The sequence below is a fragment of the Proteiniborus sp. MB09-C3 genome (assembly GCF_030263895.1).
GTDB lineage: Bacteria > Bacillota > Clostridia > Tissierellales > Proteiniboraceae > Proteiniborus.
On the sequence record NZ_CP127161.1, the window covers coordinates 2,815,770 to 2,839,649 of the forward strand.

General features: G+C 33.2%; 23 protein-coding genes and 1 other annotated feature. All 23 genes read right to left on the minus strand.

Annotated features, from left to right (window positions below):
* Positions 1–118: 118 nt before the first annotated feature.
* The 23 genes from QO263_RS13785 to spoIIGA all read right to left on the minus strand — a co-directional run bounded on the left by QO263_RS13785 (position 119) and on the right by spoIIGA (position 23,847).
* Positions 119–1,033, minus strand: coding sequence for a pseudouridine-5'-phosphate glycosidase (locus QO263_RS13785; protein ID WP_285622580.1), 915 nt, complete (start codon positions 1,031–1,033; stop codon positions 119–121).
* Position 1,034: 1 nt separating this feature from the next.
* Positions 1,035–2,120, minus strand: coding sequence for a PfkB family carbohydrate kinase (locus QO263_RS13790; protein ID WP_285622583.1), 1,086 nt, complete (start codon positions 2,118–2,120; stop codon positions 1,035–1,037).
* 168 nt (positions 2,121–2,288) lie between these two features.
* The gene (locus tag QO263_RS13795; RefSeq protein ID WP_285622585.1) at positions 2,289–2,825 is read right to left on the minus strand and encodes a TDE2712 family protein; all 537 of its coding nucleotides are present in this window, start codon (positions 2,823–2,825) and stop codon (positions 2,289–2,291) included.
* Between the two features lie 52 nt (positions 2,826–2,877).
* The gene (locus QO263_RS13800) at positions 2,878–3,375 is read right to left on the minus strand and encodes an SEC-C metal-binding domain-containing protein (RefSeq protein ID WP_285622588.1); all 498 of its coding nucleotides are present in this window, start codon (positions 3,373–3,375) and stop codon (positions 2,878–2,880) included.
* Between the two features lie 93 nt (positions 3,376–3,468).
* Entirely contained in the window at positions 3,469–4,860 is a 1,392-nt protein-coding gene (gene asnS / locus QO263_RS13805) for an asparagine--tRNA ligase (RefSeq protein ID WP_285622591.1), read from the minus strand.
* A gap of 88 nt (positions 4,861–4,948) precedes the next feature.
* Positions 4,949–5,191: a binding site (T-box leader), on the minus strand.
* Positions 5,192–5,709: 518 nt separating this feature from the next.
* A complete protein-coding gene (locus QO263_RS13810; protein WP_285622594.1) occupies positions 5,710–6,537 on the minus strand; it encodes a CsxC family protein in 828 nt (275 codons plus the stop codon).
* A gap of 168 nt (positions 6,538–6,705) precedes the next feature.
* A complete protein-coding gene (locus tag QO263_RS13815) occupies positions 6,706–7,512 on the minus strand; it encodes a CsxC family protein (RefSeq protein ID WP_285622597.1) in 807 nt (268 codons plus the stop codon).
* Between the two features lie 136 nt (positions 7,513–7,648).
* Entirely contained in the window at positions 7,649–8,986 is a 1,338-nt protein-coding gene (locus QO263_RS13820) for a replication-associated recombination protein A (protein ID WP_285622602.1), read from the minus strand.
* Between the two features lie 322 nt (positions 8,987–9,308).
* Positions 9,309–9,635 carry a DUF4870 domain-containing protein gene (locus QO263_RS13825; RefSeq protein ID WP_285622606.1) on the minus strand — a complete coding sequence of 109 codons (327 nt, stop codon included), beginning with the start codon at positions 9,633–9,635 and terminating at the stop codon, positions 9,309–9,311.
* 109 nt (positions 9,636–9,744) lie between these two features.
* Positions 9,745–10,809, minus strand: coding sequence for an ornithine racemase Orr (orr, locus tag QO263_RS13830; RefSeq protein ID WP_285622608.1), 1,065 nt, complete (start codon positions 10,807–10,809; stop codon positions 9,745–9,747).
* An 87-nt stretch (positions 10,810–10,896) separates the two neighbouring features.
* Positions 10,897–12,267 carry a GlmL-related ornithine degradation protein gene (locus QO263_RS13835; RefSeq protein ID WP_285622610.1) on the minus strand — a complete coding sequence of 457 codons (1,371 nt, stop codon included), beginning with the start codon at positions 12,265–12,267 and terminating at the stop codon, positions 10,897–10,899.
* On the minus strand, positions 12,257–14,473 hold the full coding sequence (gene oraE / locus QO263_RS13840; RefSeq protein WP_285622613.1) for a D-ornithine 4,5-aminomutase subunit OraE: 2,217 nt from the start codon (positions 14,471–14,473) through the stop codon (positions 12,257–12,259). The genes QO263_RS13835 and oraE overlap by 11 nt, the downstream gene beginning before the upstream one ends.
* Positions 14,473–14,838, minus strand: coding sequence for an ornithine aminomutase subunit alpha (locus tag QO263_RS13845; RefSeq protein WP_285622615.1), 366 nt, complete (start codon positions 14,836–14,838; stop codon positions 14,473–14,475). Before QO263_RS13845 ends, oraE begins: the two co-directional genes overlap by 1 nt.
* Before the next feature lie 15 nt (positions 14,839–14,853).
* Positions 14,854–16,281, minus strand: a complete 1,428-nt coding sequence (gene ortB / locus QO263_RS13850) for a 2-amino-4-oxopentanoate thiolase subunit OrtB (protein WP_502928723.1) — start codon at positions 16,279–16,281, stop codon at positions 14,854–14,856.
* Complete coding sequence (gene ortA / locus QO263_RS13855; protein ID WP_285622620.1) at positions 16,265–16,579, minus strand: 2-amino-4-oxopentanoate thiolase subunit OrtA; 315 nt, start codon at positions 16,577–16,579, stop codon at positions 16,265–16,267. Before ortA ends, ortB begins: the two co-directional genes overlap by 17 nt.
* Positions 16,580–16,589: 10 nt before the next feature.
* Entirely contained in the window at positions 16,590–17,636 is a 1,047-nt protein-coding gene (gene ord / locus QO263_RS13860) for a 2,4-diaminopentanoate dehydrogenase (RefSeq protein WP_285622623.1), read from the minus strand.
* 232 nt (positions 17,637–17,868) lie between these two features.
* A complete protein-coding gene (locus QO263_RS13865; protein WP_285622625.1) occupies positions 17,869–19,278 on the minus strand; it encodes a sigma-54 interaction domain-containing protein in 1,410 nt (469 codons plus the stop codon).
* A 24-nt stretch (positions 19,279–19,302) separates the two neighbouring features.
* Positions 19,303–20,127 carry a peptidoglycan editing factor PgeF gene (pgeF, locus tag QO263_RS13870; protein ID WP_285622626.1) on the minus strand — a complete coding sequence of 275 codons (825 nt, stop codon included), beginning with the start codon at positions 20,125–20,127 and terminating at the stop codon, positions 19,303–19,305.
* Between the two features lie 136 nt (positions 20,128–20,263).
* The gene (nrdR, locus tag QO263_RS13875; protein ID WP_285622628.1) at positions 20,264–20,719 is read right to left on the minus strand and encodes a transcriptional regulator NrdR; all 456 of its coding nucleotides are present in this window, start codon (positions 20,717–20,719) and stop codon (positions 20,264–20,266) included.
* A gap of 94 nt (positions 20,720–20,813) precedes the next feature.
* Positions 20,814–21,095, minus strand: coding sequence for a YlmC/YmxH family sporulation protein (locus QO263_RS13880; protein WP_285622630.1), 282 nt, complete (start codon positions 21,093–21,095; stop codon positions 20,814–20,816).
* Between the two features lie 138 nt (positions 21,096–21,233).
* On the minus strand, positions 21,234–22,007 hold the full coding sequence (gene sigG / locus QO263_RS13885; protein WP_285622632.1) for an RNA polymerase sporulation sigma factor SigG: 774 nt from the start codon (positions 22,005–22,007) through the stop codon (positions 21,234–21,236).
* Between the two features lie 202 nt (positions 22,008–22,209).
* On the minus strand, positions 22,210–22,941 hold the full coding sequence (sigE, locus tag QO263_RS13890) for an RNA polymerase sporulation sigma factor SigE (protein WP_285622634.1): 732 nt from the start codon (positions 22,939–22,941) through the stop codon (positions 22,210–22,212).
* Positions 22,942–23,847: a sigma-E processing peptidase SpoIIGA gene (spoIIGA, locus tag QO263_RS13895; protein WP_285622637.1), complete on the minus strand. Its 906-nt coding sequence runs from the start codon at positions 23,845–23,847 to the stop codon at positions 22,942–22,944.
* Positions 23,848–23,880: the final 33 nt, after the last annotated feature.

Sequence of the window (23,880 nt, forward strand, 5' to 3'; positions counted from 1 at the left end):
TTAATTGATTTAATTGCAAAACTAAATTAGGCCCCTTTTTACATTGCAGTCTAATTTAATTTTACAAAGTCTAAGTTAGTTTTTCAATTAATCTTTATCGGCTAAAATACATTGAATGTTATAATCTACTTAGCTCCAATGCCAATTTAGCTGCTAATCTAGCATTGTTATAAACCAATTGTATATTTGATTCTAAGCTTTTACCCTTAGTTATATCCTTTACCTTTGAAAGTAAAAAAGGAGTTGCTTCTTTGCCTTTTATCCCATTATTTTCAGCCTCTACTAGAGCTTCATTTATTGCATTGTTTATGTTGTTATAGTCCATTTCATATTCATAGGGTATTGGATTACCAATAACTAAGCCACCTTTTAAACCTATATCCCATTTAGCCTTCAATGCTCTAGCTAACTCAGTCTCAGAATCTACTCTATAATCTGTCTTGAAACCACTTTTTCTAGTATAAAATGCTGGAAATTCATCAGTTCCAAAACCTATAACTGGTACTCCCTGTGTTTCTAGATATTCCAGTGTAAGCCCGATATCTAATATGGATTTTGCTCCTGCACATACTACCGCTACATCAGTATTGGCTAGTTCTTGTAAATCAGCAGAAATATCAAAGGTCTCCTGAGCCTGTCTATGAACACCACCAATTCCACCTGTGGCAAATACTTTTATTCCAGCCATAGCTGCAATTATCATGGTAGCTGCTACAGTAGTAGCACCATTCATTTCTTTTGCAATAATAAAAGGCAAATCCCTTCTACTAGCTTTTACTACATCCTTACTATTTCCTAATATCTCTAATTCCTTCTCATCTAATCCAACTGTCAGTTTTCCTTTTAATATTGCAATAGTCGCTGGAACTGCTCCATTTTCTCTTACTATTCTTTCAACTTCCCTTGCAGTCTTTATATTTTCAGGATAAGGCATACCATGAGAAATAATAGTTGATTCTAGTGCAACTACTGGAAGCCCATTATTAAGTGCTTCTTCAATTTCTGGTTTTATTGATAAATATTCGCTTAACATATTATTCACTCCTCATTTTCTTAAATATATTTTCAGCTGATATGTTTGGATTTATTGTGTTTTCATGACTTAAAGCCATCTCTGCCGCATACATAGAAAAATGTATTGCATCATCTATTTTCATATCATTAATGTAGCTGTAGACTAGTCCAGCCATAAATGCATCTCCTGCACCAGTAGCATTTACCACTTTTACATTTGGAGAGCTTACATATTTTTGAGTATATTCATCTTTATAAAATACTCCTCTTTCACCTAAAGTGATAAATATTCTTTTCAATCCTTTATTCAACAATATTTCTGCAGCCTTTTCAATATCTTTATTGTCAATTATTTTAATACCTGTTAGCTCTTCAGTTTCATAGATATTTGGCTTAATTGTATGGAAATAACCGATCAAATCTTTAACCTTATTAGCTTTCGCAGTGGATACTGTATCTATGAAAAAGTCCTTGTATCTAAAATTACTTAAGAGATATTCAATTAAATCCTGTGATAAATTGGTGTCTATTACTATGGCAGACGAGTTTTCAATAATATGAGCTTTTGCTTTTATAAAATCAATATTCAGATAATCAATGATATCCATATCTGAAATTGCCACCTTCATATCTCCATTTTCATCTAATACAGATAAATAAGAGGAAGATGGCAGGTTTTTCAAGACAAGGCAATTGTCAATATCAATCCCTGCACTTCTACACTCATAGGATATTTTATCACCATATAAATCTTCACCAAAAGCTGATATTAATTTTGTTTTAGCGCCTAGCCTAGATAAATTCTCTGCTATATTTCTACCTACCCCTCCAGCTGAAACTTTTACTATTCCTGGGTTTGAATCATTTAGTTTTAATTTACATAGAGAAAATCCCTGGATATCAACATTTGCTCCACCAATAACTGTCACATAAGCCTCTTCATTTAAAACATACCCTTTTCCTTTGATATACCCTTTTTTAGTCAGATTGCTAATATGAACTGCTACAGAAGATCTAGTAATGCCTAAATAATCTGCAATTTCCTGCTGACTTATCATAGGATTTTTCTTTATCATTGAAAGTATTTCTTTTTCTCTTAAGGTCATATTTATCACCAACTTTTGTTTATAATCTAAGCTTATGCTTATTTTAGTATATCAGAATTATTTCTAGTTTTCAATCAAAAAAGTAGCAGCCAAAACTAAGGCTTGCTACTTTTATTTTTAAATTTATACTATAATTATATACACAACTACTTTTGTCCAATATAGATTTTACTTTAAAAGCTCAATAATTTTTTCTTTAATGAAGTCACTAATCTCTAATTCACCTATATAAGTTTTCTCATCAACAAAATCTGGTCTTACTCTAAAGAAGTTTATTATCAGCTTATCGCTAGATATTACATACTCTTCTGTATGGAAAGGTACAAAAAATACTTCAATAGTCTCGTAATCCTTGCTTTCTTTAACAGAATTTATTTCATCTACTATTGAATCTAGATTTAACTTCTTTATTGGCTGCAGTATTGCATCAGTATATTCTAAGTCTTCTAACATCCAAAGATTATTGTTCCAGAATCTTCCTTCCTTCTTGTTTTTACTTTGAAATGGTTCTCTATTAGATACTGCACTCATGGCTCTTCTCACTGATTCTCCATCGAATTCTTCATCATATATGAGTTCAAAGCCTTCCATACCTGCAACATCATTTAAGTATTTTTCAGTGACTTTTTCTCTATCATTTGTAGCTTGCCAAAAGAACAGCATTGCCTCTACTGTATCAAAGTTTACTTTTATTCTTTGTACCATTACAATTCCTCCCAGTTCTCTTGTATATTAGCTTCACATATATATTTACATATTATTGTCCACAACATTTTTTGTATTTTTTCCCGCTTCCGCATGGACAAGGATCATTTCTGCCAACTTTTTTATCTTTAACTACTGTTTTAGAACTTCTATATTCTTTTGTTATCTCTTTCCTTCTTTCTTGAGTTAATATATCATCCCATTGAGGTAATTCATAAAGCCATGGTGCTTTTGCATTAAGCATATTGAAGTATAGCTTTTCAAAATCAATTTCTAGCTCTATTTCGCTATCTTCCTCTAGGTTTTCTAAATCAAGAGAGTTCACTAAGCTTGTATTTATACCATCTAAAAATCCTGTGAATGTGACAGCATCTAAATCAAACTTTTCAGCAAGCTCTTTTAATTTTCCCTGTATAGCATTATTTTTACCTTCTAATATACTTGCATATACGCTTTTTTCTTGCTCTAAATATACTTCCCAAAACTTATTATATTCTTTTTGATCTCTTTCTTCATAAGCTGTTTCTGACCACTCTTTATATAGACCCATATCTATCTCCTCCTAAAAATAACTAAGTTAATCTATCCCTATTAGCTATGTCACTAATTGAAATAGCTAGCATTATTAATAATATTACTTAAATTAAAATTCAGCTGAATTTACTGTTCTAGGGAAAGGAATTACATCTCTGATATTACTCATTCCTGTCAGATACATAATAGCTCTTTCAAACCCTAACCCGAAGCCAGCATGTTTAGTTCCACCATATTTTCTTAAATCTAAATACCACCAATAATCCTTACTATCAAGTCCCATTTCTTCCATTCTTTTTTCTAAAACTTCAAGTCTTTCTTCTCTTTGACTTCCTCCTATAATCTCTCCAATACCAGGTACTAGTAAATCCATTGCCGCAACAGTCTTATTATCATCATTTAATCTCATATAGAAGGCTTTTATATCCTTTGGATAGTCAGTTACGAATACAGGCTTCTTAAACACTTCCTCAGTTAAATATCTTTCGTGCTCTGTTTGAAGATCACATCCCCATGAAACAGGATATTCAAATCTATCTTTAACTTTTTCTAGTATCTCAATTGCTTCCGTATAGGTAACAGTACCAAAATCAGAGTTCACTATATTGTTAAGTCTTTCAATTAATCCTTTGTCAATAAAGGAGTTGAAAAATTCCATTTCTTCAGGAGCATTTTCCATGACATATTCTATAATATATTTTAGCATATCTTCAGCTAATTCCATATCATCTGTTAAATCCGCAAAAGTAATTTCTGGCTCTATCATCCAGAACTCAGCAGCATGTCTTGCAGTATTTGAATTTTCTGCCCTAAATGTAGGACCAAAAGTATAGACATTTCTAAATGCTAAAGCATAGCTTTCTGCTTCAAGCTGACCACTTACTGTTAAATTTGTTTCTTTACCAAAAAAGTCTTGTGAATAATCAATCCTTCCAGCTTTATCCTTAGGTACATTTAACATGTCAAGAGTGGAAACTCTAAACATTTCTCCCGCTCCTTCAGCATCACTTCCAGTAATAATAGGTGTGTGAACATAGACAAATCCTCTTTCTTGAAAAAACTTATGGATTGCATAGGCTGCTAGAGATCTTACCCTAAATACTGCTGAAAAAGTATTGCTTCTTGGTCTCAAATGAGCGATGGTTCTTAGATACTCCATGCTATGTCTTTTCTTCTGTAGTGGAAAGTCTACACTTGAATATCCTTCTAATTCTATTCTTTCAGCTTTAATTTCAAATGGTTGCTTTGCATTAGGTGTTTCTACTAACATTCCTTCAATTTTTAATGCAGAGCTTATTGGATACTTAGACACTTCTTCAAAGCTTGGCAATGTTTCATCATATACTATCTGGATGTTTTTGAAAAAGCTACCATCATTTATTTCGATAAACCCAAAAGATTTAGAACTTCTAATAGTTCTTACCCATCCTGCTACTTTAAGAGTTTTTCCTAAGTACTCTTCTTTATGTCTATAAATATCTTTTACTAATGTATAACTCATAATACTTCCTCCTTTTTATTAATTTTTATAATTATTTTATTTTTAACTTCAGATAATTTAAAGCAATAAAAAAAGCCCCTCCTTCCCATAAAGGGACGAAAGGCTATATTTCGCGGTACCACCCTAATTGTCATATTATATGACCAACTTTATAAAAGTACTATTCAATACTGCTCGCTAATAACGGTGCGATTCCGTCTAAGTCTACTCTCTTTGGATTTCGGTTAGAGACTCTGAGATGTTCTTCAATATAGATTTCGTGCCAACCTTCCACCATAGTCAGCTCTCTATAACTACCTTCTATATCTACTCTTCTCTTCATAGTCTTTTTTGTTTTATTTACCAGTATTATAATATTTAACAAATCTTTTGTCAAATATTATTTGTAATTATAAATTTAAATATTCACCAAATATTACAAAACTTAATATACAAGATTTTACTATAAAATTTTATCTTTAGTATTATAAGTACTTCTCCATATTAGTTAGTATCCCACTTTATCTAATTAAGTTACCTATTTATACTAGTTAATAATAATTATTATGCTATGATACTTAGAGTTTGTAAGCCTGCCTCGGCTGAACTGACTTCCCTAACAAATTCTTTAAGCCTCAGTTCAATTCGATTTTATATTATCTAGCAAATCAAGTTTAGTCATTTACAATTTACTAAAATCGCAAAAAATATTTGCACATTTTTATTAGTTAATCATATTATAATAATGAAAAGCTTTTGTACCTTGATATCTATAGCAAAATCCCTGATATGGTCTTTAAATGAAAACAAATAAACATCTGGGTATAAAACCCAGATGTTTAATAGTAGAATCTATTATTTAGAGTTTTCTTATTCACAAGTAGATGAACAAGAATAGCCTCCTGTGTCACCTATAGCTACTTGACGCTTTTGTAAAATCTTCAATGTTATGAATATTACCATTTTTTCTTCAATATTCTTGAAAATTCTTTCTTCAAATGGAATCTCTGCTCTGTGAGGCTTAGCAGGAAATAAGAACTCATCAAATTCTACAATTCTACTGCTGATCAATTCACAGAAAGGAAGCTCATTGAAGAATTCTGTTGATATTTGATTGAATTCAGATAAGTCACCAGATAATAATTTGTCTTTTTCTGCGAATTCTGGTCCGTGTAGATCTTGTTTTCTAAAGTATTCGAATTCTGATTCACTTCTGTTTATAATAGGTGCAGGAGCCGTTCCATTAAAATTAACTGGTGTTGTGAATTTAAATGGTACATCTATTGTGCAGTGCTTAATATCTCCACATAATCCTTTTACATTTGAGCAGCCAAGTGTAGCATACTCAATATTCTTTCTTACAAAACCTTTTACAAATAGCATGTTAGTATTTTGTAATAATAGACATTGAGTAATCTTTAGATGTTTTTTAATATTTTTAATTTCTATAGCTGGTTCTGGTAGTTCAATTATTGAATCTACATTCACTTGTACTGTAAGCTCTGCTAAAACAACAGGTACCTTAGCCACTACTCCAGAAACTATAGGTGCTAAGTTTACAGGAGCGTTAACAGCATCAACTAACGTAGTAGAAGTGATGTCTGTGCACACTGATTTTCCTGGCTTACACACATTACAAGTTTCTTGTTTACCATAGTTTACCTTTGATCCATATTGATTATTGTCTAGATAAGACATCGGTTTACCTCCTTAAAAACTATTCCTAAATATGAGACTTTTCTTTCTGTCTCATATCCTAGTACATAGTATTCGGGGGTGTTTTTTTAGTTACACTTTTCTCATAAATTTCTTGATTAATACCTTAGATATATTTTTGATTTACTAAATGTGACCAAGCACCACATCTCAAGGCATCATAGGAATAGAAACCAGTCGATTTTGTAAAATTCTTATTTCAACATAGAGAACTCCTTCTCCTTCAATTGCATAAATTCCCTGTTGTATAGAGATATTATCATTTTCTGTTTTGATTTCTATTAGTTTTTCAGACTCTATTATTTTGCTGCTGGTAATTTCACAGTACGGTACTTCATTATAATACTCGTTGGTAATTTGATTGAAATAGTTAAAATCATCATACACTATATTTTCATTTTCATCTAAATCAAAATTTAAATATTCATTGTTTTTGATGTATTTGAATTCTTCTGCTGTGTTCTTTATAATCTCTTGAGGCTCCATTATATTATATTTAATATTAGTTGTACACTTAAATGGTATATCTAGAATTAGAGTTTGCACTGCACCATATGTTTTATCGCTGTTTGAAGAAGTATTTGTATAGTATTCTATACTCTTCTTTACAGAACCTTTAATAAATAGTACATCGGTGTCTTGCATTATATTACATTGATGAATATTTACTTTCTTTGCTATCTCCTTTATCTGGAGAATAGGTTCAGAGATTTCAATTAAAGAATTTATATTAATTTGAACTGTAAAGGCAGCAAGCATTACTGGAATTTTAGCTATTGCACCTGATTTTAGAGATATTATTTCTACCTCTTCATTTGGACAATTTTCTATAAGTTTTTCTTCTCTCCACCTTTCCCCGTTCCACGCTTTTTTATATTGCTGTGATATATGTACTACATTAGAGTTTTCATATAATACTTTATAACTTTCTGAGTGTTCAACCCTTACATTTACCATTTTTTCACCTCTTTTTATCAAATCCAAAAATAATTAAAAATATTTTCTATATTTATACTATTCTATTGAGACTATTAAGTTCCGATTTGCAAAAAAATAAATAAGGAACAAATATATCTGTTCCTTAGAGTAGAATTTATTTTTCAAGTAAGTCTTTTAATCTTTCCTTAATAATCTTCTCATATCCATTTTCTGTAGGTCTGTAATAACTGACTCCTACTAGCTCATTAGGTAAATATTGCTGCTGGGTAAAACCATTAGGATAGTCATGGGGATATAAATAATCCTTACTTTTTTCATCTTTATTTAATATATATTTTTCCTCCATTTTTCTTGAAGTAGAGTCTCTAAGGTATGTGGGCACCTGACCCATTACCCCTTTTTCAATATCGCCTAAAGCCCTATCTATTCCCACATAACATGCATTGCTTTTTGGTGCACAGGAAACATATACTGCAGCTTGTGCAAGTGGAATTCTACCTTCAGGCATACCTATAGTATTTACAGCCTGAAAAGCTGATACTGCTAAAGTAAGGGCTTGAGGGTCAGCATTGCCCACATCTTCTGAAGCACATATTATTATTCTTCTTGCAATAAACTTAGGATCTTCCCCTGCATATATCATTTTAGCAAGCCAGTATAGAGTCGCATCAGGGTCTGAGCCTCTCATACTCTTTATGAAGGCTGAAATAATATCATAATGCTCATCACCATTTTTTTCGTACCTAATTGCTCTTTTTTGTATGCACTCTTCTATTACGCTTAAGGTAATTTTAATAATGCCATTTTCATCTGGAGGTGTAGTTAATACTCCTAGTTCTAATCCATTTAATGCAATTCTTGCATCTCCATTACAAGCATTGACCAAATGTTCAAGAGCGTCATTATTAATTTCAATGTTAAATTCCCCCAAGCCTTTATCTCTATCCTTGATTGCATTATCTAAAATCATCTTGATATGTTCATTTTTCAAAGGTTCAAGCTTAAAAACCATAGACCTTGAAATAAGTGCCTTATTTACTTCAAAAAAAGGGTTTTCTGTTGTTGCGCCTATGAGTATCAGTGTTCCGTTTTCAACATATGGTAAAAGAGCATCCTGTTGGCTTTTGTTAAACCTATGTATTTCATCAATAAAAAGAATTGTCCTTTTGTTATACATGCCAAGTCTTTCCTTGCTTCTTTCTATAACCTCTCTAATATCCTTTATACCTGATGTTACAGCATTTAGCTGTTCAAAATATTTCTTAGTAGAATTAGCAATTATTTTTGCCAAAGTTGTTTTACCTGTTCCAGGCGGGCCATAGAAAATAATAGAGCTTAGCTTATCAGCTATGATTCCTCTATAAAGAAGCTTTCCCTTCCCTATTATATGATCCTGACCTGTAAATTCTTCAAGTGTATTTGGTCTCATTCTATCTGCAAGTGGTGCAGATTTTTTCATATTCATCTCAGCACTAATTTGAAACAAATCCATATGCTTCACCTCTTGTATATTTCTAAGCTACTCTAATAAGTTTCTTATATAATCAATCTATTCTTCATTTATAGCATCTATAAAATCAATCTTGGCTCTTCTATGAAGCATTTCTTCAATTATTTTTTATTAAATAATTTACGCTTCTCCGCCAAGATTCATTATATCATAGTTTATCACTCTTAAAATAACTTCGCAAATGTCTTAAATCTCTTGATTAAGTTCCATCACCACGTACTTTATTTCTTCATTCCAAAAAAGTCCTCCTTCATATACTCTTATATATAAGATATGAAGGAGGACTTTTTTAGAAGTATGATTTTTACATTTTTCTTATAATAGAACCTGAAATAGGATAAGAGTAATCTACACCATCTATTACTTTTACTATTGCTATTATTGGGAAAACTACAGTTACTATTCCTATCACTAGCAATAGAGGTATCCCGATAAGAACAATAACTAATATTCCAGAAATAATACCAGCAGCAATCAGCATGATTTGAAAACCCAAAGCCTCTTTTGCTTGCATTTTAACAAAATTATCATTTGAGACTAAAAGAGCTATTATCGGTGCTATAATTGGTATTCCAACAAATACACCAAGATGAGCTAAAGCGCATAAAAGTTTTTGTTCAGTAGTTAGCATTCCAGCATTACCTCCTTTGGTAATTTAATTATATTATAATACTATTCTAATTGAAAGAAAAATAATTAGATACCTGTATATAAAAGTAGGAACACTAAGCTATTTATTATTAAACAAATATCTTCTTTACATATTCAGAGGTTAATGTGCTTAAAATTCCTCCATAGCTTAATTTAAAAGATACTCTATCTCCAATCTTATAGCTGCTTGAGCTATCTGTAATATCAATAATCAGATGATCACTACTGCCTCCTAAAATACTTATCTTATCATCTTCTGGAACTATATTATCTGTACTCACATCTTGTTTTCCTATGGCACAAATAGCTCTTTTTCTTATTCCTCTATCTTGAAAAACAGGCTTATTGCCAAAAGCATCCATTCCTATTTCACCAATGGGCAAAGAAGGCTTTTCTTTTATCTCAACTATCTCTGTTATTAGTGTAAAACAATCCTCATACGTATCTTGAATTCTATTTCCATATGCAGTTTCCCTTCCTAAAACTATGGATTCGCCTAATCTAAGCTGATTTATGCCTTTAGGAATACCTTCTCCACATTGGAGAAGATGCAGGCTGCTTGAATTTCCACCAGATACGATTTCAAGCCTTATGGAAAATTTCTTTTCTATTTCCTTTTTTATATTTATTAAATGGTTTAGATTTTCTTGTTTAGGTATTACTCCGCCATAGCATGTGAGATTAGTTCCTATGCCGATTAAATTTATGCCTTCTAGCTTTAAGATTTCTCCTACATTCTGAAAGATTTCTTTTTCATCAATAATGCCCTCTCTTAAATCTCCTAGATCTATCATCAAAATGACATTATGGACTATGGATTTTTCAATGGCTTTTTTTGAAAGTGCTTTTATTGTATCTAATTCGGAATTCAAAGATATATCTGCAAATTTCACTACTTCTGAAGCTTGGCTAATCATCGGAAGCCTAAGCAGTAGCTTTGGAATATCTATCGATTGCATCCGTTTTAAGTTTTCAATCCTAGAATCTGCAAGAATTGAAGCTCCAGACTCTACTAAAACCTTTGCTATTTCTGGCATTCCACAAAAAACTTTAGTTACAGCAGCTACATTGATTCCGCTGTCATTGCAAAGAGCTATTAATTTTTCTGCATTATGTCTTATTTTATCTAAAGATATTTCTACCCTCGGATACATTTCATCCCTCCTTATATATTTGTAACAACAGTATAAATTCCTAATATTCTAGATAAACAATATTTAGGGCTGGCATGAAAACCAGCCCTAATCTATGCCTAGGCTATTTTTTAGAAGCTTTGTTGCAGCTTCTGGATATTTTTCTGACAACACCCCTAAAGACGCCATAATATAATTATTGTCAACCAATATTTGTGCTTCTTTATTTGGCAGTAGCTCATTGCCTTTATTGCTTGATGCAATACGTTTCATAATCTCCACTCTATTAGGCAGTCTAGTTAGTGCTCCCCCAGTACCAACTATATATCTAATATTTGTTAAATCCTTACCTTCTGCAATTGTTTTTTTGCCATTAGGACCGTACAGATATCTAAACTTCCCCGCATGTCTTTTTACTGCTGTTATCACTGCTTCAAGGGTTAATTCTTCAATGAATCTCTTTTCAATATCCGAAGCTGGTATAGGTTTATGGCTTTTAACCAACATAGCTAATTCCTCCGTACCAATGTTGAGTTTATATGCCAAGTCATCTAATCCAATTCTATCTACTATATTCTTTAAATTTACATATACCCCTAAATCTCCTTCTACCGTTCTTTTTGAAATTGGCTCAGGACTTATTAATAATCTATTTACTTCATCACTGCCTTCTGTGACAGAATGAATATCAGTTGTAGCACCACCAACATCTATAACAAGAACATCTCCCAGTTCTTCTTTTAACAGTTTTGCCCCCAACATAACTGCTCCTGGTGTTGGCATAATTGGTCCTTTTACCATTTCTCTTACTTTACCCATTCCCGGTGCATGTATAATATGCTCTTCAAACACTTCTTGAATGATTTTTCTTGTTGGCTCAATATTTAACTGGTCAATTTTAGGATAGACATTTTCTACTATGTATAGCTGCGCTTTTGTATCTTTAAATATTTCCCTAATCTCTTCTTGATTTTCTACATTTCCGGCATATATTACAGGAATCTCTAAATTTAATTGGCTAATTAATTCGGCATTGTAAAGAGCAGTATCTCGTTCACCATAGTCTACTCCTCCAGCAATTAAAATAATATTAGGATTTATTTCTATAAGTTTATTTAAGTCTGTTTTTCTCATCTTACCAGCTGTTATCATATGAAGGTTTGCACCTGCACCTAGAGCACCTTCCTTTGCCGCTCTTACTGTCATGTCATATACTAGACCATGAACAGTCATCCTTAATCCCCCAGCAGCACTACTAGTAGACATTAACTCATCATACCGCATATAATCTTCTATCCCCAGATTTTCACTTAAATCTTTAATTGCCATTCTAAGTCCTATATTTACATCTCCATTTCCTACAGTTGTAGGAGCTTGACCCTGCCCCACAAATACAGGGCAGTTGTCATATATCCCATTAAAAGCATTCACTACTGTAGTTGTACTACCTATTTCAGCCACTAGTACATTAATTTTCATTTAATATTTCCCTTCTTTTTTTAACGAGGAAGGTAGCTACATGAACTCCTTTTGTACCTCTTCCAAATCCCACATCCACTCCCTGCTCTACTGCTAGCTCATTAGATACCTGAGTTCCCCCGCAAGCTAAAATAATTCTATCTCTAATACCTTTTTCTACACAAAGCTCATGGATACGTTTCATATTTTTATAATGAATATCATCATGACTAATTATTGTTGAAGCAAGTATTGCATCTGCATTTAATTCTATGGCCGCATCTATTAGCTTTTCAACTGGTACTGAAGTTCCAAGATAATGACATTCTATTCCGTAGCCTTCTATTCCCCCATGTTTAATATCAATTATTTCTCTTAAGCCTACAGAGTGTTCATCCTCTCCCACTGTTCCTGCTACTATTTTCATTGGACATCTTTCTATTTCTTCTCTTATTTCATCATCTGACATAATCTCTGGCTTTGGCGGAATTACGAGTGTACTTGTATCTATTGTAAATGGCACCTTTCCTTTTAGTTCAATCCTAGTACCTTCTGCTGCTTGAAGCACTTCCTTATGAATTACTTCCACATCCTCAAGCCCTAGATTTTTGCCTATTTCAATAGCAGCAAATTCAGCTGTTCTTTCGTCAGTTGGGAGGAATAATGTTATCTGAATTATTCCATCGCCTTGCCACTCCATTTCAGGCTTTATCTTTGTAGTTTCTCTTAGTTCTCTTGTTTCTTCCATCCTAACATTTACGTTATCAGTTTCATCTAATTCATCAATGTATACTATCTTATCTGGTTCTTCAAAGGTGCATCCTCCAATAAGAGCTGACGGATTACCTACTGCATTTGCATCGTATTGCTGCACATTGTTATATCCAAAATGGGCAGTAACTGGAGCCATATAGTCATTTTCTCTTTCATATACAGTTCCTACACCTATACCTCCATCGATTTTTCTAACAATACCATCACCATTTCTTTCAGGATAATATCCCGAGTCAACAAAAAATCCTTCTTCTACTGCTCTAAAGTATCCACCTACCTCAAGCATTTCTTCCATAAATAATATGGCTCTTTCTTTTAGTTCTCTAACCTTATCTGCCAATTCACCACTATTTCTTTTTATTTCAACCATTTCTGTAAGTCCGTCCATACCTATTAAAGCTTGCTTTGCAGTATTCGTTCCTTCTATATTGTATATATGCCATGGAACATTTCTTCCCTCATCTGGAGTAATGGTAGATTGGATATCTGCTCTTGTAAGCTTTGAAATTAAGAGATTAAGAGTATGTGTTACAGTAGCTTCTCTTGTTGAAGATCCCATATATTTAGTATTTTGTTGAGCTCTCATTTTGTATTCCTTAAATAACTCCCTTAGGGCAACTGCATAAGGCAAGTCAATTCTCATACAAGGAGCTGGTGGTGCTGTTGGCGGTACAGTTGAAAGACATATGTTTTCTTTTCTCATTCCTATCTTTACAGAATACATAGAGTTAATAGCATGCTGTACCATAAGCTCTGGCATTACCTTCCACGCTTCTCTAGCTGTTGCATTTGCATTGTGAGCACCATCAATCTGAGCCATATCCGCCCAGGTCATGACTTTTTTTGCCACTGCCGCATCTACAAAGGATCTAATCATATTAATGTTTCTATACAAAACATTATATTGCGGATCCTGATGAGCTCCATTTACTCCTTCCTCAGCAAACATAACTGCTATTTCTGGACCTGCTACTCCACTTACATAGGAGTGATAATTAATTGGCCTTCCGACTTCGTCTTCTATTAGATCAAGAGCCTTTCTTTGTGCTCTAACTTGTTTTCTAGTAATAGGTATACCGCCTATACCTTGGGGAGTTCCCTCGATTAGACCATCAAAATGGCTTTGGCCAGCAGTTCTAATAACCATTAGATGATCCGCTCCATGCCATGCAGCCATTCTCATTCTTCTAATATCATCTTCGAATCTCCCTGATGCAATTTCAGTGGTAATAACTGAATCTGGCTGTGGATCAATATCATCAAAATAGTGTGCTGATGGTAAAGGCTGACTTTGCTCTAGATTTTCTGATGTATCATAATATTGAAACTTTCCTATATCTCTTTTCTGTCCTATTCCGTCTCTCCAATGCCAGCCTCTTCTTCTAGGTCTATAGCTTTCAAGATTCTCTAATATATTTGCTATATCTAATTTTTCATTAGGCTTCAATTTCATTAATTCTCACCTCCTGCAAATATTTTCATGACTTCGTCCCACATCTGTCCTTCTACTAGTTTCAATCCTGCTTCTCTAACACTCAAATTATAATCCTTAGACAATCTATATACTAAATGACCAGCTCCCCTACCTAATAATCCTCTATCTATGGCTCCGTCAACAATAGCAGTAGCCTCTAAGCTTGAAAAACCCATTCTTAATAAAACTGATCTTTCAATTGAAGGACTTGTTTGCTTATAAGCCAAGTCTATCAGTGGATCAACAATTTTTTCTGCCAACTCCCAAAATCTCGCTTCTAGCTGCTCCTCTGATAAATCTTTTAAATGCTGCCTTCTGATTTCAAAATCATCTTTTCTTTTCATGCTCACACCCCCAAATTATACTCTTATTCCTAGTTCCTTTAATGTATCGATAACAAATTCAGTATTTGATTTACTATCTTCAGCTAAAAATTTGACATCTTCGTTTGTGAAGGAAGTCACATTGGTTATATCTATACAGTTTTTAATATAGGATTTTCTTAGCTTGTTTAAATCTATATCCTTTGCTTTTATTAAACCTGGATGCTCTGGCAATATAATATTCTCACCAGGAATTTCTTCTTCAGGATTTCCTATAATAATCTGAATCCCATTTTCCCTCGCAAAAGTAAGCTGAGGCTGTATGTGCTTACCTGCACCAGTATATTCAGTTTCTTGTACTAATACTATTTTATCTTGGTCCAGCTCTTGAGCAATTGAAAAAGCTGCCGCCAAGGATGTATTTCCTGCTGGTCCTCTTTCTATGCCTTCTATCTGAGCTAAAGCCTCAGTTATATAGAATACTTCTCCTTGGTTCACTGTCACATATCTATCTAGGTATCTAAGTGGTCTGCCTGCTGACCTAGGTACATCTGAACGATCTGGCCAAGTAGCAAAAGGTATTCCAAAACCAGTATGTCCAGTAGTAAATGATTTTCTATTAAACTGCTTATCACTTGCCATATGAAGTCCCTTTAAGTTTACACTAGCGCCAACTATTTGAGTATTTAATGCACCTGCTTTTATAAGTCCTCTAGCAGTTCCTGTCAAATTACCTCCCCCTGCATTCGTTGCGACTACTACATCAGGGTCTCTTCCTTCTCTTTCCCTAAACTGCATAGCTATTTCATAGCCTAAGGTTTCAACACCAGCAATTCCAAAAGGAGTATACAATGAAGCATTAAAATATCCTGTATCCTCTAGCATTCTTAAGAATGTATAGAAGAGTTCAGGTCCTACGGACAATTGAGCTACTTCTGCTCCTAATGCTTCACATTTTCTTGCTTTTTCAATTATCTCGGGCTGCCCTATTCCCCTTGAATCATAGCATTCTTGAACTATGATGCATTTAAGTCCTCTCATGGCAGCTTGACTAGCTACTCCAGCTCCGTAGTTACCACTTGTAGCAGCAATTACACCCTTGTATCCAAGTTTTTTTGCATGATAAACACTTATTGCCGCCCTTCTTGCCTTAAAGCTACCAGATGGATTTGAAGCCTCGTCCTTTATAAATATTCTAGCTCCCTTACCCTTAGGAGCTAATTGCCTGGCAAGCTTTGTAAGGTTTTTAAGCTCAAGAATTGGAGTGTTTCCTACTCCTGTTTCTCTTTGTATTTCCTGCATCTCCTGCAAGGAGTATCCTGTCTCTCGCATCATTCTTTCATAGTCAAAGGCTATTCCACCTGTTTCAAATTCATCATAATCTATACCTACAGCTTGTTTCATAATGTCCTTTTTTCTCGCCATGACTGCATCGTAGCTTATATCATTATTCAATTCTTTCACCACCTTCGAGAATACCTCTTAACTGTCTGCCTATGTACAATAATTCTGGTATGCATTTTCCAAAGTCATGTTCAAAATAAGGATTGATTTCTATAAGATTTCCAGATGCTTTTCTTCCTATATAGGTCTCTACAGTTACGGTATCTCCAATCTTTGCCTCATCAGCAATCAGAAAACCTTTAGTCCACATTTCAAGAGGAACTCTCTTTGTGTCTTCTGGAACCTGTGCTGCTCTTTGATCAGGAGTCAGTACAATGCTGTGTATTCTTACCCAATCACCTTTCTTAGCATAATCCATTGATATCACCCTACCTTTTTATTAAATCTCTCATGTCTCCCATTATTGCTCTTGGAACCGGTAAATCTATCATTGTTTTTAAACCCGGTTCTGCATTTATAACATGAGGAATCATATTAACACACATAGCTATAGTGCCTAATCCACCTTCTACCTCTGGTTTAATAGACATATTTACTTCCGGTGTACCCTTTATTGTTATGTAATCTCCAGTATAAGTCCCTTCCATTTCAGGCTCTATTTGTTGAGGATGTATCATGTCTATCTTAACTTCTCCGTTTACATATCCTTGACCTGTCATGTTTACTCCTGCCACATCTCCTGCTTTAGCAAATCCAAAAGGAGACTTCCTGTCAACACTAGTAACTATTGGCTTCATCTGTTGTTCAATCTTTCCTACTTCCCATCCTATAGCCTTAGCAATCATCTGTATGGATTCAGGAAAACCAACATGTCCAGCTAATGTACCATCTGTTATTCCCCTTTCAAATGCTTCAACGGTCAATCCCACACCTTGCTCCTCCATTACAGCAGGTCCAAATGGTGATAAGCTATTTACTCGTTTAGCTTCTATATGCTCTACATCAATCATGCATCCTGTTAAGCAAACTACTAGTAAATCCATTATTAGTCCTGGATTAATTCCAGTACCTAGTACTGTGACACCATTTTCCCTGGCTATATTATCAAGTTCTTTTGCTAATTCTGGACTTTGGGCATATGGATAAGACATTTCCTCTGCCGTAGATATAACATTCACTTTCTTTTCTAGTGCATATTTTAGTTTTGGAAATGCATTTTTAGTAAAGGAATCAGTAGCACATAAGCATATGTCACAGCTTTTTTCAGTTAAAACCTCTTCGATATTACCATTAATAATCACTTCCGGTCTTTCTTCTCTGTCAACGCCTAATACTTCATAAATACTTTTTCCTATTTTATTTGGACTTACATCACAAATACCAACAATCTCTACTCCTTTTTTCTTTAGCAGCATCTTTGCCATTCCACTTCCCATTGCCCCAAAACCCCAAATTATTACTTTAACCTTCTCCATAAACCACACCTCCAAAATATTCTTAAAACTTACTATATTCACCAAATACTAATGCAATATCTTTGCCAATAAACTATGACTTTTTAAGTAAAAATCTTTATCATTCTTAGCCGTTACTGCTATGTAAATTGCTAATGTATAACAGAAAACTTGGGTAATTAGTTAAGTAGAAGCATTGAGTTAAAAAAATAACCGCAAAATATTTTGCAGATATATGCAAAATATTTTGCGGTTATAATGGTATCTCGTATTTTTTAATTTTATGTTGCAGAGTCTGCCTTTTTACTCCCAAGATTCTTGCAGCTTCAGAAATATTATAGCCAGACTCATCAAGAGACTTTTGTATTAGTCTTTTTTCTACTGAATCAATTATTTCTGATAAGGGTTTGTGAGAATGAATGATGTCATTATAATTAGATTCATCCTCTAATGAGTTGGGTACGAAACCATAGAAATGCTCTGATTTGAGTACATGCTCATCTCTATAAATTAGATTCATAGCTCCTTCTATTAAGTTCTCCAGTTCACGAACATTCCCTGGCCAGGAATGCTTCATAAAAGCCTGCATCATGTCCTGAGATATTACCCAGACATCTTTATCTAATACTTCATTATATCGCTTAATGAAATGTGCACATAGAAGCTTAATATCATCTTTTCTCTCTCTTAATGGTGGAACTTTAATAGAAATTACATTTAATCTATAATACAAATCTTTTCTTATTATTCCCTTATTTATTGACTCCACAGGATCTTCATTAGTAGTAGCAATTATACGTACGTCAATAGGTATGTCTTTTAATCCTCCCACTCTTCTTATGCAGCCTTCTTGTAATACTCTAAGAAGTTTTGCCTGTAAAGAAAGACCCATTGAATTAATTTCATCTAATAAAAGTGTTCCTCCGTTTGCTTGTTCAAACAGACCTGGCCTGTCCAGTGCGCCTGTAAAGCTTCCTTTTACTGTTCCAAATAAAATGCTCTCCAATAGAGATTCTGGTAAGGCAGCACAGTTTTGTCCAATAAACGGATTGTTTTTTCTGCTTCCATCGTAATGTATACTTTGAGCAAACAGTTCTTTTCCAGAGCCTGTTTCACCATAAATTAATACACTAGAAGATGAATCCTTTGCCTTCCTAGCAATGTCTATAGATCTTACAAAGCTTTCATTATGACCTCTTAAGTCCTCAAATGTATACTTATTGCCCGTACTTAAAGGCTCTTTTTCTTTATCTCCAATGAGTTCCATCTGCAAATCAACCAGTTGTTCTGAAAGCTTTTGAATATTAGTAACGTTCCTTGCAATTTCCAGTGCTCCTAAAACAGTTTTATCTTTCTTAATAGGAATAGTTGTATTTATTGTAGTTATTTTTTCGCCTTTATAATTTAAGTAGGTCTGAGTTTTATCGAATATCTTCTGCCCAGTACTGACAACACTTAACAAAGTACTTGTGTGCTCATTTAGACTAGGAAATATTTCTAGCAACTGCTGGTTTATAACCTTTTCTTTTTCAATCCCCTCTAATTTAGCCATTGATTCATTATAAAATATGGTTTTTCCATCTGAATCTACAACATGAATTCCTACATCTATATGCTGCAAAATTTTTTGCAGTAGAAGCTTTTCAAATTCATGTGACCTCATACAATCATCCCTTTTATTGTCGAATTATATAAGCTGTATTAAAGCAGCCATTCTTCCTGTTCTTCCATTTTCCTTTCTATAGGAAAAAAACTTATCATTATTGCAGCCAGTACACAGTCCACATATGGTAATATTTCTACTTAATATTCCATTTTCCTCTAATATCTTTTTATTTGCTTTCCACAAGTCTAACCTCCATGTTTCTGTAGACTCTTTCATAAGCACTTCTTCAGTAAATGGTAGACTCTCATTGAATTTATCGTATACATCTTTTTTAACTGTATAACAGCAAGACCCAATTGATGGACCTATGCCCACCAGTATATCCTTAGAGTTTGAACCATAAGCCTTTTTCATTGTGTCAATCATTTTTTCTCCTATCCTTGCTACAGTGCCCTTCCAGCCAGCGTGTGCAACTCCTGCAACATTTTTAACTTTATCAAGGAAAAATAGGGGAACGCAGTCTGCATAAAAAGTTAAAAGCATAAGGCCTCTTACATTAGTTAGAAGCCCATCTATTTCTTTATAATCCAAAGGCTTATCTAAGCCCTTACCTGCATCTTCTTCTGTTACAATTCTTATAGTTGTAGCATGTACTTGATCAGATAGTACCATTTTTTCTAGGGGAACGTTAAAAGCATCTGAAATGCTTTGGAAATTTCTTATTATATTTTCTTTTTCATCTTTTGTATTTAAGCCTAGATTTAATGTGTTAAAAGGCTTAGGGCTTACTCCGCCTATTCTAGTAGTAAATCCGTGCTTAACAAGTCCTGTCTGTTCAAAGCTAGGTATTATATAATAGTGCAGTCCACCTATTTCTCTTAGTTCAAAGCCTATATTTTCGTTCACAGTATCACCTCTTTTAACTTTTTTTGAAATGCAGTATGAAACATAATGGGAATACTAAACGCACTTCCAAATAAAGCCATAATTCTTAGTAACATGCTTCTCTGCCTAAAATACTTGAAAAGGACTCAAAAGAGTCCTATTTTTCATCAAGTATTTTCTTAAGCTCATCCATGAATGTATTCAAATCTTTAAACTGCCTGTATACAGAAGCAAATCTAACATAGGCAACCTCATCAATGTTTTTGAGTCTATTCATAACCATCTCTCCTATGAGATCTGTAGTTATCTCTCTTTCCATAGAGTTAAAAAGCGTCTTCTCTATTTCATCCACCATATCTTCAATAGCCTTCATAGAAACTGGTCTCTTTTCACAGGCTCTAATTATCCCATTTAGGAGTTTATTTCTATTATATGATTGTCTATTTCCATCTTTTTTAATTACTACAAGGGGTATGTCCTCAATCTTTTCATAAGTTGTGAATCGCTTATTGCATTTAATACATTCTCTCCTCCTACGAATAGCTTGTCCTTCATCAGTAGGCCTAGAATCAACTACCTTGGATTCATAATAATCACAATAGGGGCATCTCATCTTTTTTCCTCCCTTTAAGCCAAAGTCTTAATCAAATTATATTATATCTTTTCTTTAATGTCTACATATAATCATCTTCTATACTTGATTATTTCTACTCTTCCCTATTTTCTCCTCCATAAAATAAATAATCCTCAGTATTTATATTAAGATCTACTAAGATAACATCTGAGCCTATTCTAACAATATTCTGCCATCTGATAACATAATCTTGATTTTTGCCAAATAAACCTAGTATTCTTCCTGGTCCTGGTAGGACAATAGCATCAATTGTTCCCTTCTCTAGATTTACTTCTAAATCTGATATGAATCCTATCCTAGTCCCATCCTTTACATTTATTACTTCCTTTTCACGTAAATCAGTAGTCTTTACCATTGTTTCACCTTCTTTTCAATATTTATATACTATATATATACTATGTAAGCCTATAATATTATTCCTAATATTTATCCTGTGAAACAATGGTAAATTATCAACAATTGAATATTAATTTTAATTAATCTTCTGTGCTAGTTAAATTAATTTTCTCATATGTTTTAAAGCTGTTTTCTCTAGTCTTGATACTTGAGCTTGAGATATTCCAATTTCCTCAGCAACCTCCATTTGAGTCTTTCCTTCATAAAACCTTAGATTAAGAATGAGTTTTTCTCTATCATTTAGCTTTCTAATGGCTTCCCTCAAAGCTATCTCCTCCAACCAAGTCTCATCTTCACTTTTTTCATCACTGACTTGATCCATAACATATATTGCATCCCCACTATCATGATATATAGGTTCAAATAGAGATATTGGATCTTGAATAGCATCCAAAGCAAAAACTACTTCTTCTTTTGGTAAACCTAATGCTTCAGCTATTTCAGATATAGTAGGTTCCTTTGAATTTTTATTTACCAAATGATCCCTTGCCTGCAATGCTTTATATGCTATATCCCTTAATGATCTACTAACTCTTATTGAATTATTATCACGTAAATATCTTCTTATTTCTCCAATAATCATAGGAACAGCATATGTTGAAAACCTAACATTTTGTGATAGGTCAAAATTATCTATTGCTTTTATCAGTCCTATACATCCTACTTGGAACAAATCATCGACATGCTCGCCTCTTTTACTGAATCTTTGAATGACACTTAGAACTAATCTCAGATTTCCTTTTACAAACTCTTCCCTTGCACTCATATCACCTGCATGTATTCTATCAAATAGCGCTCTCATTTCAGTATTAGTAAGTACTGGTAGTTCAGAGGTGTTTACTCCGCATATTTCTACTTTATTTATATGCATATAAGTAATTCATTCCTTTCTTGATGTTTTGCCCCTTTTACATAAAAATTATTGCCTTCTTTACAGTTTATTATTCAACAATTAATGTAAATAGATTAAGTAAATTTTTAAATAAAAAAAGACCCATTGCTTTCATTACAGATGACAAAAACATGCCAGCCTGAACTCCAGTTAGGGTCCCAAACTACTTTATTTTTCTGATTTAAATCATTTTATTTATTTCCTTTTTTAGTCTTTTAATTATTCTTTTTTCCAATCTGGATATATAAGATTGAGAAATGCCCAAAAGATCAGCTACCTCTTTTTGTGTTTTTTCTTCTCCATTTTTAAGTCCAAATCTAAGTTCCATGATTTTCTTCTCACGAACTGTCAATTTACAAATTGCCTGATTTAATAAATCTTTATCTATTTCTTCCTCTAATGATTTAAATATTACATCATTTTCAGTACCCATTATATCTGACAATAATAGTTCATTTCCATCCCAATCAATATTTAAAGGCTCATCAAAGGATATTTCAGCTTTAAACCTACTATTTCTTCTAAGGTACATTAGGATTTCATTCTCAATGCATTTTGAGGCGTATGTAGCAAGCTTTATTTTTTTATCTGGCTTAAAAGTGTTTACAGCCTTAATTAACCCAATTGTCCCTATTGAAACTAAATCCTCTACTCCTATGCCTGTATTTTCAAATTTTCTTGCAATATATACTACAAGTCTGAGATTTCTCTCTATTAACACAGTCTTTATAGACTCATCCTCGCTAAGTTTTGATACAAGGTAATTTTCCTCTTCTGGAGTTAAGGGAGGCGGCAGAACTTCACTTCCTCCAATATAGAATATCTCTTTTTCATCATATAATCTAAGTCTTCTTAATATCCTTATATAATGTATCCTAATTATTAGTTTTAGCTTATTTATTATCTTTCTCACTTAAACTACCTCCTTTTCAGTAAACATTTCAGGATGAAGTAAGGCAACATAATTATCATCACTTGCAAGATTATTATTGTAAATCCCTACAATAATATCACAAAATGATTTATCCTCATCGTCCTTAACTATGACATTATCAGGTTTAAATCCTATTAGCATACCGTTTTCTTTTCCCAAGGATTTATATGGTATCAATCTAAATTTCAAACTAGAAGCGTTTTCGACCATAATTTCTGAAATAGCCTGTAAATCATTCTCTTTATACTTTTCAAAGATACTTTGTACCTCTTTAGGCAATAGATCTTTTATAGCAGAGAATTGAATTATTATTACTGGTGTTTGTGTGAGTGGGTCTCTCAACAGATTTCCGGTATCAATTAACCCCATTACCTCAACAGATTTATTGTTTAACCCAACTACAATAGGCATATAAATCTTATTCTTTGTTAAAATTGATTGAATATATCCCCAAACAATTTTAATCAGTATGTATGATATAGAAACAGCAAGTACTAGCATTTTTACAGGAAAATCCCTAATGTAAAATATGCCATTGCCTGCATAAGCTTTTACATCAGCTAAATAAAATAATGCTAAAGAGGCTCCAGCAAATATAAAAGCCATTACATAGAATGTCGCTATAAGTCTAATAAATTTTTTGATTTTAACAGGGTTAAAAGCTACTATTATTATTAAAATAGAAACAGAAAATTTTATAATGAATTTAGTCATGAACCTTAATGATGGAAAAAATATGACTAATGAATAGATTGCCCCAATAAAAGAAGCTAATAATACTCTAATATTATTTGCCTCTGTTTTTGTAAATTTTTTTGTTAAGTAAAGTAGAATATAATTAATTATCATATTTTCAAGCAAAAGATACTCTGCATATATGTACAAATCATTGCCCCCTTTTTGTACATCCTCATTATA

Excerpts from the sequence above, each read along its gene's own strand:
- QO263_RS13785 (WP_285622580.1), bottom strand. The coding sequence starts at position 1,033 with ATGTTAAGCGAATATTTATCAATAAAACCAGAAATTGAAGAAGCACTT.
- QO263_RS13790 (WP_285622583.1), bottom strand. The coding sequence starts at position 2,120 with ATGACCTTAAGAGAAAAAGAAATACTTTCAATGATAAAGAAAAATCCT.
- QO263_RS13795 (WP_285622585.1), bottom strand. The coding sequence starts at position 2,825 with ATGGTACAAAGAATAAAAGTAAACTTTGATACAGTAGAGGCAATGCTG.
- QO263_RS13800 (WP_285622588.1), bottom strand. The coding sequence starts at position 3,375 with ATGGGTCTATATAAAGAGTGGTCAGAAACAGCTTATGAAGAAAGAGAT.
- asnS (WP_285622591.1), bottom strand. The coding sequence starts at position 4,860 with ATGAGTTATACATTAGTAAAAGATATTTATAGACATAAAGAAGAGTAC.
- QO263_RS13810 (WP_285622594.1), bottom strand. The coding sequence starts at position 6,537 with ATGTCTTATCTAGACAATAATCAATATGGATCAAAGGTAAACTATGGT.
- QO263_RS13815 (WP_285622597.1), bottom strand. The coding sequence starts at position 7,512 with ATGGTAAATGTAAGGGTTGAACACTCAGAAAGTTATAAAGTATTATAT.
- QO263_RS13820 (WP_285622602.1), bottom strand. The coding sequence starts at position 8,986 with ATGGATTTGTTTCAAATTAGTGCTGAGATGAATATGAAAAAATCTGCA.
- QO263_RS13825 (WP_285622606.1), bottom strand. The coding sequence starts at position 9,635 with ATGCTAACTACTGAACAAAAACTTTTATGCGCTTTAGCTCATCTTGGT.
- orr (WP_285622608.1), bottom strand. The coding sequence starts at position 10,809 with ATGTATCCGAGGGTAGAAATATCTTTAGATAAAATAAGACATAATGCA.
- QO263_RS13835 (WP_285622610.1), bottom strand. The coding sequence starts at position 12,267 with ATGAAAATTAATGTACTAGTGGCTGAAATAGGTAGTACAACTACAGTA.
- oraE (WP_285622613.1), bottom strand. The coding sequence starts at position 14,473 with ATGAAATTGAAGCCTAATGAAAAATTAGATATAGCAAATATATTAGAG.
- QO263_RS13845 (WP_285622615.1), bottom strand. The coding sequence starts at position 14,838 with ATGAAAAGAAAAGATGATTTTGAAATCAGAAGGCAGCATTTAAAAGAT.
- ortA (WP_285622620.1), bottom strand. The coding sequence starts at position 16,579 with ATGGATTATGCTAAGAAAGGTGATTGGGTAAGAATACACAGCATTGTA.
- ord (WP_285622623.1), bottom strand. The coding sequence starts at position 17,636 with ATGGAGAAGGTTAAAGTAATAATTTGGGGTTTTGGGGCAATGGGAAGT.
- QO263_RS13865 (WP_285622625.1), bottom strand. The coding sequence starts at position 19,278 with ATGAGGTCACATGAATTTGAAAAGCTTCTACTGCAAAAAATTTTGCAG.
- nrdR (WP_285622628.1), bottom strand. The coding sequence starts at position 20,719 with ATGAGATGCCCCTATTGTGATTATTATGAATCCAAGGTAGTTGATTCT.
- QO263_RS13880 (WP_285622630.1), bottom strand. The coding sequence starts at position 21,095 with ATGGTAAAGACTACTGATTTACGTGAAAAGGAAGTAATAAATGTAAAG.
- sigG (WP_285622632.1), bottom strand. The coding sequence starts at position 22,007 with ATGCATATAAATAAAGTAGAAATATGCGGAGTAAACACCTCTGAACTA.